The organism is Zymobacter sp. IVIA_12111.31 C1 (assembly GCF_047495495.1).
Lineage (GTDB): Bacteria > Pseudomonadota > Gammaproteobacteria > Pseudomonadales > Halomonadaceae > Zymobacter.
In genome coordinates this window covers 2,572,924-2,587,115 of sequence record NZ_CP179930.1, presented here as the reverse complement: position 1 = coordinate 2,587,115, position 14,192 = coordinate 2,572,924, and the positions used below count along the sequence as shown (strand labels likewise).

Annotated in this window: 15 protein-coding genes and 1 pseudogene; 10 read left to right on the top strand and 6 right to left on the bottom strand. The window is 52.6% G+C overall.

Annotation, left to right across the window (positions count from 1 at the left end):
* Positions 1–3: 3 nt before the first annotated feature.
* From ACMHYW_RS11540 to ACMHYW_RS11510, 7 genes and pseudogenes are all read left to right on the top strand, one after another.
* A complete protein-coding gene (locus ACMHYW_RS11540; RefSeq protein ID WP_414500038.1) occupies positions 4–459 on the top strand; it encodes an SUKH-3 domain-containing protein in 456 nt (151 codons plus the stop codon).
* A 164-nt stretch (positions 460–623) separates the two neighbouring features.
* Complete coding sequence (locus ACMHYW_RS11535) at positions 624–2,492, top strand: RHS repeat-associated core domain-containing protein (RefSeq protein ID WP_414500037.1); 1,869 nt, start codon at positions 624–626, stop codon at positions 2,490–2,492.
* Positions 2,493–2,494: 2 nt separating this feature from the next.
* Positions 2,495–2,833, top strand: coding sequence for a hypothetical protein (locus ACMHYW_RS11530; protein WP_414500036.1), 339 nt, complete (start codon positions 2,495–2,497; stop codon positions 2,831–2,833).
* 146 nt (positions 2,834–2,979) lie between these two features.
* Positions 2,980–3,177, top strand: coding sequence for an RHS domain-containing protein (locus ACMHYW_RS11525; RefSeq protein WP_414500035.1), 198 nt, complete (start codon positions 2,980–2,982; stop codon positions 3,175–3,177).
* 51 nt (positions 3,178–3,228) lie between these two features.
* Positions 3,229–3,351, top strand: a pseudogene (locus ACMHYW_RS11520) (RHS repeat-associated core domain-containing protein); the annotation flags it as partial.
* Positions 3,352–3,510: 159 nt separating this feature from the next.
* Positions 3,511–3,867, top strand: a complete 357-nt coding sequence (locus ACMHYW_RS11515) for a hypothetical protein (RefSeq protein ID WP_414501520.1) — start codon at positions 3,511–3,513, stop codon at positions 3,865–3,867.
* 2 nt (positions 3,868–3,869) lie between these two features.
* On the top strand, positions 3,870–4,250 hold the full coding sequence (locus tag ACMHYW_RS11510) for a hypothetical protein (RefSeq protein WP_414500034.1): 381 nt from the start codon (positions 3,870–3,872) through the stop codon (positions 4,248–4,250).
* Between the two features lie 1,086 nt (positions 4,251–5,336).
* On the opposite strand, the gene ACMHYW_RS11505 is transcribed toward ACMHYW_RS11510, so the two are convergent.
* Complete coding sequence (locus tag ACMHYW_RS11505; RefSeq protein ID WP_414500033.1) at positions 5,337–6,356, bottom strand: LysR substrate-binding domain-containing protein; 1,020 nt, start codon at positions 6,354–6,356, stop codon at positions 5,337–5,339.
* Positions 6,357–6,493: 137 nt separating this feature from the next.
* On the opposite strand from ACMHYW_RS11505, the gene trpB reads away from it, so the two are divergent.
* The 3 genes from trpB (at position 6,494) to ACMHYW_RS11490 (ending at position 8,935) form a co-directional block, all read left to right on the top strand.
* Complete coding sequence (gene trpB, locus ACMHYW_RS11500) at positions 6,494–7,765, top strand: tryptophan synthase subunit beta (protein WP_414500032.1); 1,272 nt, start codon at positions 6,494–6,496, stop codon at positions 7,763–7,765.
* Positions 7,762–8,574 (top strand): tryptophan synthase subunit alpha, encoded by an 813-nt coding sequence (trpA, locus tag ACMHYW_RS11495; protein ID WP_414500031.1) that lies wholly within the window; start codon positions 7,762–7,764, stop codon positions 8,572–8,574. Before trpB ends, trpA begins: the two co-directional genes overlap by 4 nt.
* A 223-nt stretch (positions 8,575–8,797) precedes the next feature.
* Positions 8,798–8,935, top strand: a complete 138-nt coding sequence (locus ACMHYW_RS11490; protein WP_414500030.1) for a hypothetical protein — start codon at positions 8,798–8,800, stop codon at positions 8,933–8,935.
* A 154-nt stretch (positions 8,936–9,089) separates the two neighbouring features.
* Here the strand turns inward: ACMHYW_RS11490 and ACMHYW_RS11485 are convergent, their stop codons facing one another.
* The 5 genes from ACMHYW_RS11485 to ACMHYW_RS11465 all read right to left on the bottom strand — a co-directional run bounded on the left by ACMHYW_RS11485 (position 9,090) and on the right by ACMHYW_RS11465 (position 14,110).
* Complete coding sequence (locus tag ACMHYW_RS11485; RefSeq protein WP_414500029.1) at positions 9,090–9,419, bottom strand: FlxA-like family protein; 330 nt, start codon at positions 9,417–9,419, stop codon at positions 9,090–9,092.
* Positions 9,420–9,702: 283 nt separating this feature from the next.
* Entirely contained in the window at positions 9,703–11,052 is a 1,350-nt protein-coding gene (locus tag ACMHYW_RS11480) for an MATE family efflux transporter (protein WP_414500028.1), read from the bottom strand.
* Between the two features lie 153 nt (positions 11,053–11,205).
* Positions 11,206–11,457 (bottom strand): YfhL family 4Fe-4S dicluster ferredoxin, encoded by a 252-nt coding sequence (locus ACMHYW_RS11475; protein ID WP_027706153.1) that lies wholly within the window; start codon positions 11,455–11,457, stop codon positions 11,206–11,208.
* A gap of 154 nt (positions 11,458–11,611) precedes the next feature.
* Entirely contained in the window at positions 11,612–12,112 is a 501-nt protein-coding gene (gene coaD / locus ACMHYW_RS11470; RefSeq protein WP_414500027.1) for a pantetheine-phosphate adenylyltransferase, read from the bottom strand.
* A 93-nt stretch (positions 12,113–12,205) separates the two neighbouring features.
* The gene (locus ACMHYW_RS11465) at positions 12,206–14,110 is read right to left on the bottom strand and encodes a beta-ketoacyl synthase (RefSeq protein ID WP_414500026.1); all 1,905 of its coding nucleotides are present in this window, start codon (positions 14,108–14,110) and stop codon (positions 12,206–12,208) included.
* Positions 14,111–14,192 lie beyond the last annotated feature (82 nt).

The following is a 14,192-nucleotide window of genomic DNA, read 5'->3' as shown; positions in this document are numbered from 1 at the left end:
GAAATGAAATTTATAGTTGATAATAAAGTTGCAGATGTTCTTATGTCATCAGGATGGTTTTTTAATAGAAAAATAAATATTAGTCACTATGTTGATGCCCTTTTTGATAAAGGGTATTTTGTGAATGAAAGTGCAAAAGAATTTTTAAAAAGCATGGGTGGGTTGAAAATAAAACATGCTTCTTATTCAAATGATGATTTGACAGAAGAGTTTTTTGTTGACCCATTAAAACCAGTGTCATGGTTAGACCCTCGTTGGGTATCAGATTGTTATAATAAAATAGCAAACGAAGAAATTTGTCCAATTGGTGTTGGTTTTTCAGAACATATGGTAATTTTTATTTCGGAGTCTGGGAAAATGTACGGAGGTTATGATGATTACTTTTGTTTAATGGGTGATACGATAAATAAAGGTTTAAAAAATTTGTTTTTTGATAGGAGTTTTTATCAATTAGAATAATGGTTCATCACCTTATTCACGAGATGAGTTTTGATTGATCGACTATTATAAATTTTAGCAGATGGCAGTAGTTTTTTCTGTCAAAAATATTTAATTAATCGCATGATTAACCAGAAGTATAATATATATGATGGGCAAATATTTATACTTGATACGCTCACGATATGCTGGGTCGCCTGACTTCGGTGCAGAACAGCCACAGCGCTGTGCGTCTGCATTATGACGCGCTGGACAATCTAATCGCTGAAGAGCAGACCGCTGATCTGCCGGACGGTTATCATTACCGCAGCGTCTATCGTCACACCTATGACGTGCTTGGCAACCGCCAGACCACCATGCTACCGAACGGGCAAGAAGTGGCGTGGCTGCGTTATGGTTCCGGCCACGTGCATGCGATGTCGCTCGACCGCCAACCGCTGTTTGATTTCGAGCGTGATGCGCTGCATTGCGAGACGGCGCGCCACTATGGCGTCCAACAGCAGACGCGCCAGTACGATGTAATGGGCCGCCTGACCCGTCAGCAGCGTTTATTGGGCGAAGAAGCCAAGCAACAGCGTCTGTATCACTACACCCAGACGTCCGAACTGTACGGTATCGACGACTCGCTTAAAGGTGAGACGCGCTATCAGTATGACCCGATCGGTCGCCTCAAAGCGGCCAGTACGCCGCTGGGCAACGAAACCTTCGCGTTTGACCCAGCGGGTAACCTGATTGACCCCGAACTGCTGCAGAACACCGAGCAGCACCTCGATAGCCAGCCGATCAATACCCGCTGGGACGGTGCGCGCGAAGAGGTAAAATTCGACTACCGCCGGCTGCTGAAAGTGATGGGCAACCTGCTGGAACGCTACGCGGGCACGCATTACCAGTACGATGAGCGCGGCAATCGCCGTCGCCAGACCGAGCCAAGCGGTCATACCACCGAATACGTCTACGACGCCGACGACCAGCTGCGGGAAGTTAAACGCTATCGTCGCGCGCCTGCCGCTGGTGACACCACTCCACCCGAGATGCACGCCAAGTACGGCTACGATGGCTTTGGGCGTCGCTTGTGGAAGCTAGTCAAAGACGGCAAGACCAAGCCTAAGCTCACCGTGTTTAGCTGGGACGCCAACCTGCTGACCTCGGAAGAGGTGTTCGAAGGAGAGTTCCACTTCTGGGATACCTTCGCGTACCCGCAAGAACCGGAACTCGAATCCGAAGACCCGAGCAAGAAATTCTCGCTGCCAGTCGCCCAGCGCGTGCATACACTGACGGCTCGAGCACTTAAACGCACCCATTGGCTGTACGAACCCGAAAGCTTTGTGCCCGCAGCACAGCTGGTTGAGACCTACAACCAGCACGCTCAGCGTATGACCGGTACTGGCCAAGCCGCTTACTCATCTGCTGTGTCGGCAGCTTCAGCAACACCTGAATTCCAGCTGTACTACATCCATACCGATCATCTGGGTACGCCACAGGAACTGACCGACCGCAACGGGCAGCTACACTGGGTAGGGCACTATCGTGCATGGGGTGAGCTGGCAAAGGCCAATGACAGCGAAGGCAATGCCGCTAACGTTGAGATGCCACTGCGCTTCCAAGAACAATATTGTGATGCGGAAACCGGACTGCACTACAACCGCTTTAGGTACTACGATCCTCAGGTAGGGCGCTTTACGACCCAAGACCCGATTAGCTTAGCGGGTGGGATTAATCTTTATCAGTACGCGCCTAATCCCATACAGTGGGCTGATCCATTTGGTTTAAAAAAATCATCTTCATCGCGAAAGCCAGAAAAGGTTTCGACAAAATCTACTGGTAGGACAAAACCGAATAATAGAAACGAAGAATTTGCTTATGATCATGTAAATAAACATCCTGAGAATGGTACTGTTATTATTGGTAGTGACCAAATAAATGACCCTTGTTTTAAAGGGAAAGGATGGTCTAAGGTAGAACAAAAAATCAATGGTGTTATAGTGCATTATATGGCCAAAATAGATGAAAATGGCAATATGACCCATGTGACAGATTTCAAGATAAAGGATTGATAATGAAATACATATACTCGGGCGAAGGAAAAAACGAAGAGCACTGGCTTTGTTGTGAAAAAAACAAAGCTCCTTACATTGAAATAAGTTTTATAGAAGAAAATTATACAAACATATTTTTTGATGTGACAAACATTTGCTCTGATCTAGAGGTTTTGTCAGAAAAAATAAAGTCTTTTTATATTTCTTATATCGAGTTTTTTAGAATATGCTCTATTCTTATAGATGACATTAAAAGCCAGTATTACTTTTTTAATTTAGTGGTAAAGAAAGAGCATGCTGAGTGTATTGCTAATCAGCTATATGATTTTTTATTGGCCTTTATAAAAAACGAATTATAGTTTTCCTTGACAATTACGCTGTGTTTATATTTGTGCATAGCTTGTTGAATCGCTCGATTCTCTTGTGTGTCTACGGCCATCACTATTACAGCGTTTATCGTTATACCCACGATGTGATGGTTCGCCTAGCCCGCTAGCAACGTCTAGTGTGGGAAGATGCTAAGCAGCAACACCTCGACCGCAACGGGCAGCTACACTGGGTAGGGCACTATTCCAGTGTGTCGGCAGCGTCAGCAACACCTGAGCCCCAGCTGTACTATATCCATACCGACCATCTGGGTACGCCACAGGAACTCACCGACCGCAACGGCAATCTACACTGGGTAGGGCACTATCGTGCATGAGGTGAACTCGCCAAGGCCAATGACAGCGAAGGCAACGCCGCCAGTGTTGAGATGCCACTGCGCTTTCAGGGGCAGTACTGTGACGCGGAAACCGGACTGCATTACAACCGCTTTAGGTACTACGATCCACAGGTAGGACGGTTTACGACCCAAGACCCGATCAGCCTAGCGGGTGGGCTTAACCTGTATCAGTACGCGCCTAATCCTGTACATTGGGTTGATTCACTCGGGCTGACTCCATGTCCATCCAGTGCTGCGAATATGTCGAGGGCCGAGCGGCAAGATCGAATCAATGAGCTTGCTGAAGCAAATGCGCATAGACGACTGCAAGAGATGGAAAATGCAAACCCGAGGTCACATTTCTTGGAACGGCATGGTGCGCAGACTAGTTTAGATGCTCAGTATGAACGGGCGGCGCATGGAACAAACCCAACAACAGGGGCTGCGCAGCGTCAGCCATCAGCAGCTACACGCTTTACAAGTCATCGTGATCAATTGAATGCAATTCAAAAAGCTCAAACTATCCGGCAGCGAACAGGGGATAATGTTGTAACTATTCCTTATAATAGCCAAGTGATAGGGGAGGGATATAGCAAAATGGGACCTACGTATGGTAATTCACATACAGCTCAAGTAGTTTTTGGTCAAAATGAACAAGTTGTTACCGCTTATCCTATTTGGGGGAAATGATAATGCTTAACTACACTCAGTATAGAGAAAAATATGGTAAGTTGTTAAACATACTAGTTGCTTTGGATGACAATATAGTGACTGATGATCAGTATGAACTAACGAAGGGGTGGGATATCAATGAAAAAAATGGGTTTGATCAATATCTGAAAGTTATCATAATACCTTATTTTGTAGAGTATTCTTTAGAGAAAAAAGAACAAATCATGGGCGCAATTGAATTTGCTATTAATGGCGATTATGATGATTTGAATAAGATATTTTCTGAGCTAACATTTGTTTTTGACTATGAGATTAAAGATAAAAGAGAGTTTTTAATAAGGTTGAAAAAGGGATTGGAAAATTATAAAAATACCTCTTTTTGTAAGGTTAATGATTCCTGAAAATAATAAAATGGTAATAAGTGGATGCCTCTCTGTGCTAATTGGGAGTATTTTATTATTTTTGATAATTTAGTGTACTGTATTGGTGTTGATTTTTTATTATTTATAATGGTCTGGGCTGTATTAGATTTTTATGAAGCGATGATAGAATTTTTATGGGTCCTGTTTTTGTATTATAAGAAAGATGTACATTATCTATGGTAAGTTTAAAAATACGAATCAATTGTTTTGATTGGTATTTAAATTATCAGGATTGACTTGAGAAAATCAAGCCAAGGTAAAATTGTTGTGTTATGGAATATATTTAAGGATAGTTATTCTATGCAGCCTTGAAAAAGCGATAAAAAAATAGGATATTTTATTGAATGGCCAAAAGTATATGTGAAAAATATATTTTGGTAATAGTAATTTATTGAAAGTTAAAAAAGTAGAAATTTAAGTTTTTATAAATACTAAATATTTTGAAAGAGTTAGCATTAAAATAAATGTTATTATTAAATAATGATATTTATATACTGAAAATTTTGCTAAGAGGTTATTCATAACTTGAGTAATTGCTTTTATCTTTTCTAAAATAGATGGTTTTTACCGCAAATTTGAGATTTTAATATCCTCCAATAATATGGGTGTTGGAGTTATTAAGCATGCTCTAACTTACAACAGAGGGTTTTCCTAAATTAGCTTTGTTAGAAGCATTCAAAGTGCAGTTTCAGTCAGGAAATCTGATCTAGGGAGATTTGATTGGGATCGCGAGTGTTGGTTTACGGGAATCGGAATGAAAGGGATGAAGTTATTCTTACTGCATGGCGAATATTACTGTTGCAGTATAGGCATTGATGATTTTTAAAATGCACTAATAGGTTGGAGAAATTTTATATGGCCATCTACAGTAAGTAATACAAGATGACAGATATCTATTACAGCGGTCACTGGCCTGTAGGCTTTACACGCGATAAGTATATTGTTATTTGATACTTGGCCAATAAATACAATAAGTCAAAATTGCGTGTCTTCAGAAATACGGCTCCTCCCGGGGGCAGACTTTAATGACGTCGCTTTGCCCATCTCTGCTGTGCTATTTCCTTCCTACAGCACCGTCTCATGAATAGCGCTTTTCGCCCATTCCACCAATGCCATAACCTGTTCCGGCCGTTTCCCTCGCAACATGGGATGAATCACCAGACACAGCATTCCGTCTGTCTCCAGAAAAGGCAGCGGTGCGACTAGGCGGTGATGTGCCAGTGCGTCGGCCACTAGCATATCCGGGGCCATTGCTACGCCCAGTCCAGCTTCGGCGGCTTCCAGCAGGTAGAGCGAGTGTTGGAACGTCTGTTGATACGCTATCGGTTTGGTTGTACTGCTGTGAGCTTCCAGCCAGAGCGCCCAGGCTTCGGTGCGGGACTGCGTCGACAGCAGTGGCAGCTGCATTAGCTCGTCTAGTGAGCTTATCGTTTTGCCGCTTGTTAGCGTCGGTGAGCATACGGGGCCGAAGCGTTCCGGATGAAGGGGAATCACTTCATAGCCTTGGGGCCACGGTGGGTCCAGATAGACCAGCGCCACGTCGAGGCCGGCACGTTCTACGTCTAGTGCATCATCAGTAGATACGACGTGCCAGCGCATGTCTTGCAGCAGTGGCGGCAGCGAGGCCATGCGAGGAATTAGCCAGCGTGACAGTAGACTCCCTGTGCAGCCCAGTGTCAGCGGTTGATGTTGTTGCGCCGTAAGCAGTCCTTCCCAGCACTCGTGAAGTTGACCAAACGCTTCGTGGGTGGCCTTCGCGAGTGTCCGTCCTTCATCGGTCAGTTCTAGGCGTCCTCTGACGCGCAGAAACAGTGGCATTCCCAGTTGTTGTTCCAGCTGGCGTACCTGTCGGCTGACCGCGCCATGTGTGACATTAAGTGTCCGGGCGGCACCGCTCATGCTGCCTAGCCGTGCAGTGGCGTCAAACGCGCGCAGTGCATTGAGTGATGGGTATTCGTGAGCGGGGCGCATGCGGTTATCTCTCGGCAATAAGGACGGATAGGGGTGTCCGTGAGCAATGACCGTAGCTGCCACTCGCATCCTGTCGGGTATGGGGCTGTCTGCGATGACCATTGCATTAAGCATGTGAGTTTAACTCACAGTGGCGTGCATACAAGTCGATTCCTGTTCGCCAGCGAGTCGGGTAGTGTAGTCCTCAATTCGGTAGCATGCTCGTGCAGGTTGGCATGCTACGCACATGACATGATGACAGGAGCCGTACCATGACCGCTCACCGCCCGACACAGCAGCCTGATCGTGATGGATTCTTCGGCATCTATGGCGGCCGCTTCGTTGCCGAAACGCTGATGCCACTGATTCTGGACGTTGAAAAGAACTACACCGCGCTGAAGGATGACCCCGCTTTTAAAGCCGAGCTGGCTGATCTGCAGCGCGACTACATTGGTCGCCAGACGCCGCTCTACTTTGCTGAGCGTCTGACCGAGTATCTCGGTGGTGCCAAGATCTACCTCAAGCGTGAAGACCTTAACCATACCGGTGCGCACAAGATCAACAACTGCATCGGGCAGATCCTAGTAGCTAAGCGCATGGGCAAGACGCATGTCATCGCTGAAACCGGCGCGGGCATGCACGGGGTCGCTACGGCGACCGTAGCGGCGCGCTTTGGCATGCGTTGTACTGTTTTCATGGGGTCTACTGATATCGACCGCCAGCAGGCCAACGTCTTCCGTATGAAGATGCTGGGAGCGACCGTTATTCCCGTTACCGCGGGCAATGGCACCCTCAAAGATGCGATGAATGAGGCGCTGCGCTACTGGGTCTCACACGTTGACGATACGTTCTACATCATCGGTACGGCGGCTGGCCCGCACCCGTATCCTGAAATGGTTCGTGACTTCCAGTCCGTCATCGGCCGCGAAGTCCGCGAACAGATTTTGCAGAAGGAAGGGCGCTTGCCTGACACATTGGTGGCCTGCATCGGTGGCGGTTCCAATGCAATCGGTCTATTCCACGCTATGGTGAATGATGAAGGCGTCGCGATGGTGGGGGCCGAAGCGGGTGGTTTGGGGCTGGAATCCGGTCAGCATGCCGCAGCGCTCAATGCGGGCACTCCCGGTATCCTGCACGGCAACCTGACGTACCTGTTGCAGAGTGATGATGGTCAGATTTTGGATGCGCACTCCGTCTCCGCGGGGCTCGACTACCCGGGGGTAGGGCCGGAACACTCCTTCTTCCATGATACGGGACGCGTTGAATACGTCACCGTCAACGATGACGAAGCGATCAAGGCCTTCCAGCTGCTCTGCCATATCGAAGGCATCATCCCCGCGCTGGAATCGTCGCATGCACTGGCCGACGTCATTCGCCGTGCGCCGACGCTGCCCAAAGACCACATCATCGTGATGAACCTGAGCGGGCGTGGCGACAAAGACATGGACAGTGTCGCGCACTATCTGGAACGACATCCCGAAGCACAGCTTGACGCTATCGGTGGTGCTGACAATGCTGCTGGTCAACAGGAGGCTACCCGATGAGTCGTATCAATGCCTGTTTCGAACGCCTGCACGCTGAAAACCGTGCAGCCCTGATCACTTTCATTATGGCTGGGGACGGCGGCGAAGCCACTTCTCAGGCGGTGTTAAATGCCCTGCCGGCGGCCGGTGCTGACATCATTGAGCTGGGAATGCCGTTCTCTGATCCAGTGGCAGATGGGCCCAGCATCCAGCTGGCCGGACAGCGTGCACTGGATAACGGTCACCGCATGGCCGACACGCTGGCGCTGGTCAAGGGCTTCCGTCAGCAGGACGACACCACGCCGATCGTGCTGATGGGCTATGGCAACACCGTCTACTTCCACGGCATTGAATCGTTCATCGAACAGGCAAAAGCGGCGGGCGTCGATGGCTTGATCATCGTCGATATCCCTGCAGAGCATGACGCGATGCTGGCTGCACCGGCACGAGCCAAAGGGCTGGACGTTATCCAGCTGGCCACGCCGACGACCGATGACGTGCGCTTGCCTGCTGTGCTGAAGAACAGCAGTGGCTTCCTGTACTACGTCTCAATCGCTGGGGTGACGGGCAGCCAGGCACCGGATATCGCCAAAGTGCATCAGGCCGTTACGCGACTCAAGGCGTCCACACAGACACCGGTTGCCGTTGGTTTCGGTGTGCGCACCGCTGAACAGGCTGCTGCCATTGGGGCGTTCAGTGATGGTGTGGTGGTCGGGTCCGCTATCGTCGATGCGCAGGCGAAGGCGACTTCTCCGGAAGAGGCGGTTGAAAACGTTGCCGCACTGACACGCAGTCTGGCGGAAGGGGTGCGTCGCGCGCGTCAGTCTTAACGCTCTTTTTGCGCGATGTATACCGGATCAGGAAACCTCAGGTGCTTCGGTAGCTGGGGTTTCTGTCGTTTCTGTCGTTATAAGGTGCCGAATGCGAGGCGCTGGTGTGTTGCGATGCAGGAAGGACTATTGTCAGTAAAGCGGCCGTTGTTTTGGCGACAGTTGTGTTGATGCGCTGCCGCCGAAAGAGACTTGTGACCTACTGATCTGGGAGGAACAGGCAATGACGGACCGACGACCGCTCAACCCTAACGTGACGGTTCCGAAAAAAGGCGGTGGCGAACAGCCACGTTCTCGCAATGACAATGGGCGTGTGCGCGGCAAGCGCAATGATGCAGGCAAGCCTCACCGTACATTATAGTGGTACATAGAAGGCTGGTTCCCCCTTGGCGATGATAGGAGACGTGTCGCTGGCGTATGGCACAGCGTGTCTTCCGCATCGTCAAGGATGTGACACTGCTCGCTGAACATTCAGCGAGCAGTGTTCTATTTCCCCCTAATCAACCGATACACCATCAGGCATACAGATCGACAAGGCCTCCGCTGGTCGTGCTGGCACTGTTCTGAGCCGATTTATCGAGCTTGGGTGCCGGTACGTCCTGTGTCGCCTGTGCCGCAGCGGCTTTCTGCTGCTGTAACTGCTGAAGCTGGGCCTGAAGCATCTGAATCTGCGCCTGCAACTGCTGCGTGACTTCTTCAGAGCCTTCGCTGTCAGTGTCGACTTCCGATACTTTGTCCTGCAGCGAAGCGATCTGTTTTTCGATCGCTTCGATCTGCTGGTCATAGCTGGCGGGCCGTGCTGATGACTGTACCGATGTGCTGCTACTTACCCCTGAAATGCCCATTTTATCTTCCTCTTATTGAATGAGTCATAACGGTTTAGAACCTCGCAGTGTATATCGGCTGATATGGCGATCTGCCTCGTATCTTATTAAGCTAAATAAATGATTTGGCGCTGATGAAGGAGGGATATATCGGGGAGTAACGGCGGTTTTTTGAGCCGATGACTCAATGATTCTGTGCGGTGCAGTCGCCGCGATGGCGCATGCCCATTTCTGGCGAACGGCATGTTGATATGCCATAAGGCGGAAGAAGGAAGGGCCGCCCGAAAGTGGCGACCCCTTGGTGTCACTCTGCGTTATCGGCCCACTGGTGACGGCGTCGATAGGCATACAGCACGGCAAGCCCGCCCGCGCGTACGATCATGAACAGCATGAACGAGGCCCATAAGCCGTGGTTGCCCAGTCCTTGCGTAAGCCACCAACAGGCCAAGTAGCACAGGACGGACAGCAGTACGGTATCGCGCATAGCTTTGGCATCGGTCGCCCCAATGAATACCCCATCGAACAGATAGCTCCATACGGCAATGATTGGCATAACGGCTATCCACGGCAGGTAGTGACGGGCGATATCGCGTACGTCTGCGATATCGGTCAACTGACCGATAAGCCAAGGGCCGCTCGTCCAGAAGAAGAGGCAGGCCAGCACGGCGGTCAGTAGAGCCAATCGCGCACAGGTGCGTACGATCGCACCGAACGCTTCCCAGCGGCAGGCACCGACGGCCTGTCCGGTAAGCGTCTCGGCGGCCTGCGCGAACCCTTCCATCGCAAACGCTACCAGCATGACCAGCTCCATCAGTACGCCATTGGCCGACAGCATCGTGCTGCCGAGGCGGTTACCCTGTGCAGTGAAGAACGACATCGCGAACAGTAGGCACAGGGTGCGGATGAACAGGTTGCCGTTAACGCGCAGCAGTGCCAGATAGGCGGGCAGCCGGGCCAGTGGGGCCAGCGGCAGCGTACCGCTCATTTTGCGCAGCTGACGGTAGATCAGAAACAGGCTCAGCCCCAGCGTAGCGTAGTCCGCGACCAGCGTTGCCCACGCTGCGCCGCTGCTACGGTAGTCCCAGTAGCCTACCCAGAGCACCATGCCGATGATAGAAATCACGTTGTTGGCGATGGTGATCCACATGGCTTGTCGTGCCTGTTGGCGTCCCAGCAGCCAGCCCAATAGCACATAGTTGATCAGCACGGCAGGCGCGGCCCAGATGCGAATCATGGCGTAGTCGTGTGCCAGCGAGGCAATGTCCGGCGTATTGCCTAGCAGGTTCAACCCTAGTGGTATCAGCCATGGCGATAGCACTAACAGTGCAATGCCGATGGTGCCAGCCAGCAGCATGGACTGGGCTAACAGCAAGCGCATCTGGCTGTCGTTCCGGCGTCCAAAGGCCTGTGAGGTCATGCCGGTGGTGCCCATGCGCAGGAAGCCGAATCCCCAGAACAGGAAATTGAATAGGGTTACGCCAATAGTGACGGCCGCCAGATAACGGGCATCGGGCAGGTGACCGATGATGCTGGTCGCTATCAGGCCCAGCAGTGGCACGCTGATATTGGATACGATGATCGGCCATGCCAAGCGGCACAGGGTTCGGGTGGACACGGTAGGGGCTGGATCAGAGCTTGCTGGCGATGTGGTCATGCAACGATATCCATGGCGGTCATGGCAGACGAAGGAAGCACGGCACTGAATGTACCGCGGCGAGCGTGCAGGTGAAGGCGAGGGTGGCCGCGAGTCTGTGATCAGGCGCGTGCCGTGTGCGGCCATCAATGGGGGGATGGCCGCCTGTCAGGCTCAGGCTTTGCCTGTCAGCTTCTGGTATTTTTCCATCAGCTGGTCGTGGGTTTCCTGGCGATCGGGATCGTGCGGAATGCAGTCGACCGGACAGACCTGCTGACACTGGGGGTCATCATAGTGTCCGACGCATTCTGTACATTTGTTCGGGTCGATAACGTAGATTTCTTCGCCCGGTGAAATGGCGTTGTTAGGGCACTCTGGCTCGCAGACGTCGCAGTTGATGCACTCATCCGTGATCATCAGTGACATAGTGATGTCCTCATGAAGGCGAAGGGAAACCGAGCGGCTTCCGCTGCAGTTTACAGAAGAATATAGCGCGTCCTGACGGCGGGAACGGCCTGCTGAACGTGCAGGATAACGCTGTGGGGGCGAAGTCTACCGAGTTGTGCGCAGCAGTGACAGTCTAAGCATGGCCAAAATGTGCCTTCATGGCGGCTTCAACTTCCGGCGGAACCAGTTTCGAAATGTCGCCGTTCAGACGGGCGATCTCGCGGACGAACGTCGATGAAATGCTCGAATGCTGCATTTCCGGCGTCAGGAACAGTGTCTCGACGTGCGGGGCCTGCAAGCGGTTGATGTTGGCCATCTGCAGTTCGTATTCGAAGTCGCTGACCATGCGCAGGCCGCGTAGTACCAGCCGAGCATTGTGTTCGGCAAGAAAGTCGACCAGCAGGCCGGAGAAGCCCACGACCTTGATGTTGGGCACATCGCTGAGCGTTGCGCGAGCCAATGCAATGCGCTGTTCCAGCGGCAGTGTGGGCTGCTTACCAGGATTGGTGGCGATCGCCAAGATGATGCTGTCGAACATGGTGGCGGCACGTCGTACTAGGTCGATGTGGCCGAGCGTGATCGGATCGAACGTGCCGGGATAGACGATGGTGCGCGAAGCAGAAGAGAAAGGCATTGTCCTGCACTCCTGTCGAATGCGGCCCAGACAGTGCAGGCAAGCGTCATGAACGCTTGCCTGCACTGTGGGAGGAACGTGATGAAGCGTCGCTTATTCGACGCGACCAAACGGGTTGTTCACGCTCAGCGAGATCGGACGGGCATAGCCCGGAATGCGGATCTCGGTATCGGTGATGGTCAGTTCTGGTCCCTCCAGCACGTTGTGGCCGAAGCGGTACTGTGGTTCGAACGAACCGCTCTGACTGCGCTTGTTGAAGGCGGCCGAGGCAGCACGCGTCTGTTCGCGGCGGGCTTTCCAGGCCTCAAGGGCCTGATCACCGTGGCGCTGACGCAGCAGTTTTTCGGTCACGGCCGGAGACAGCAGCGGAGCCGTAGCGTTGTTACCACCGAACCCTTTTGCGTTGATGAACGCTACGTCCATTTCACGCGTCAGGTGTTTCTGGCTAAGCAGCAGGTGGTCACTGTAAACGTCGTCGGCGACTTCATCGAGGGTTTCGATGCCCGGCACGATGCCGTGGGCGAACGATCCCAGTGCGCTGACGATCTGATCACCCGCGGCGCTGCCCTGGGAGTGACCAATGTACGCTTTGATGGCGGCAATGGGCCACGACTCTATGTTGAAGGCTTTCGCTACCTGATGCAGTACGTGCGATTCGGTTTCGCGGTTCTTCGGCGTACTGGTGCCGTGCGCATGCACATAGCTGCGCGTGCGGATGGCTTCATCACCGAGGATGTCGCGGGCCAGACTGACACTGCGTGCCAGCGTTAGATAGTTGCCGATGCCCGGTGCAGAAATGGATTTCTTCCAGCCGTCGGCGTTAACGAACACGCCCGGCACCGAACCGTAGATTTCAGCGCCCAGTTCAAGGGCTAAGCTGTCGTCCATCAGCAGGATGAACTGCGCCGCTTCACCGATCGTGAAGCCGCAGTTGCGTGCGAACGGACGGCAGGCGCGCTGGTAGTCTTCGTTGGTCAGAAGCTCTAGTGCGTCCAGCGTTTTAAGGCTGTTGTCGTCGGCCAGTGCGCTCATGACGCGGAAGCCTTCGACCACTTCTGGCGTGAGAGGCGTATCGCAGGTGCCGACCATGACGACGCGACGGCGGCCCGCCATGATGTCATCAACGGCCAGACGCAGGTTGTAGAGGAACGTCGCGCAGGCGCCCTGCATCGCACCGGTGACCCCGACACTGCCAAGCACATAGGCGTTGAGGAAGTCAGCCGGCATCTGGCCGTAGCCGAGCGGCATCTGCTTGGAGGTGGCACGGTTGCCCGTGACATAGCTCTGCAGCAATCCGCCCCAGCCCTGCTGATCCAGCTGGCCGGTGGAGTTGCTGGCGTAGACGCCGATCTCATCCGGTGCGAGACGATCGACCACGGATTCCCAGTCCAGACCACTCTGGCCCAGACAGTCAGACGCGCCGAAGATGGTCATCGACAGCGCACGCGGATGGTGAACGCTGCGATAGAACGTGCTGGGATCGAAGCCACGCGGCAGCTGTGCGCTGCTGTGCACCAGCGTCTGGCGCACGTCCGGCAGCAGCACTTCCATAGGGCCCGCCGGCACGGTGACTTCGACACGGCGGTCTTCCAGCTCGGTCACCTGCCAGTGGGCGGGAATCTGCTCCGGCAGCTCGCGCCGCTTGAGGGTGAAGGTCACCGGGGCGGAAAGCTCCAGATGGGCACGGCTGTTGGCAGTGATGCCTTCGGCGCCCGGAGCCGGGGGTTCGATGCAACGGATCAACGTGTGGTTCATGATATCGTCACGATAGCGTGTCACGATATCTTGAGCGCTGCATGGCGTACCTTCGTGGTCATACCACTGGCCTTGCTCATCGCGGTGAGCCAATGCCATAAGAGATGCCAGCCCCAGCAGGGTGTCGTCCTGCTGTTCGGTTGACAGTGCATTGAACACCGTGCGACGGAAGGCCTGGTGCCCAGAAGTCCGGCCGGCAGCGTTGACGCCACCCAGGCCGACGATCACCGGTAACTGTGACAAGCCGCAATCCTCGCTCTTACTGTCGCGGCGCTTTGGTGAGCCCGCAATTTTGAATATCGACGCTACGCAGAGGACGAGCGTT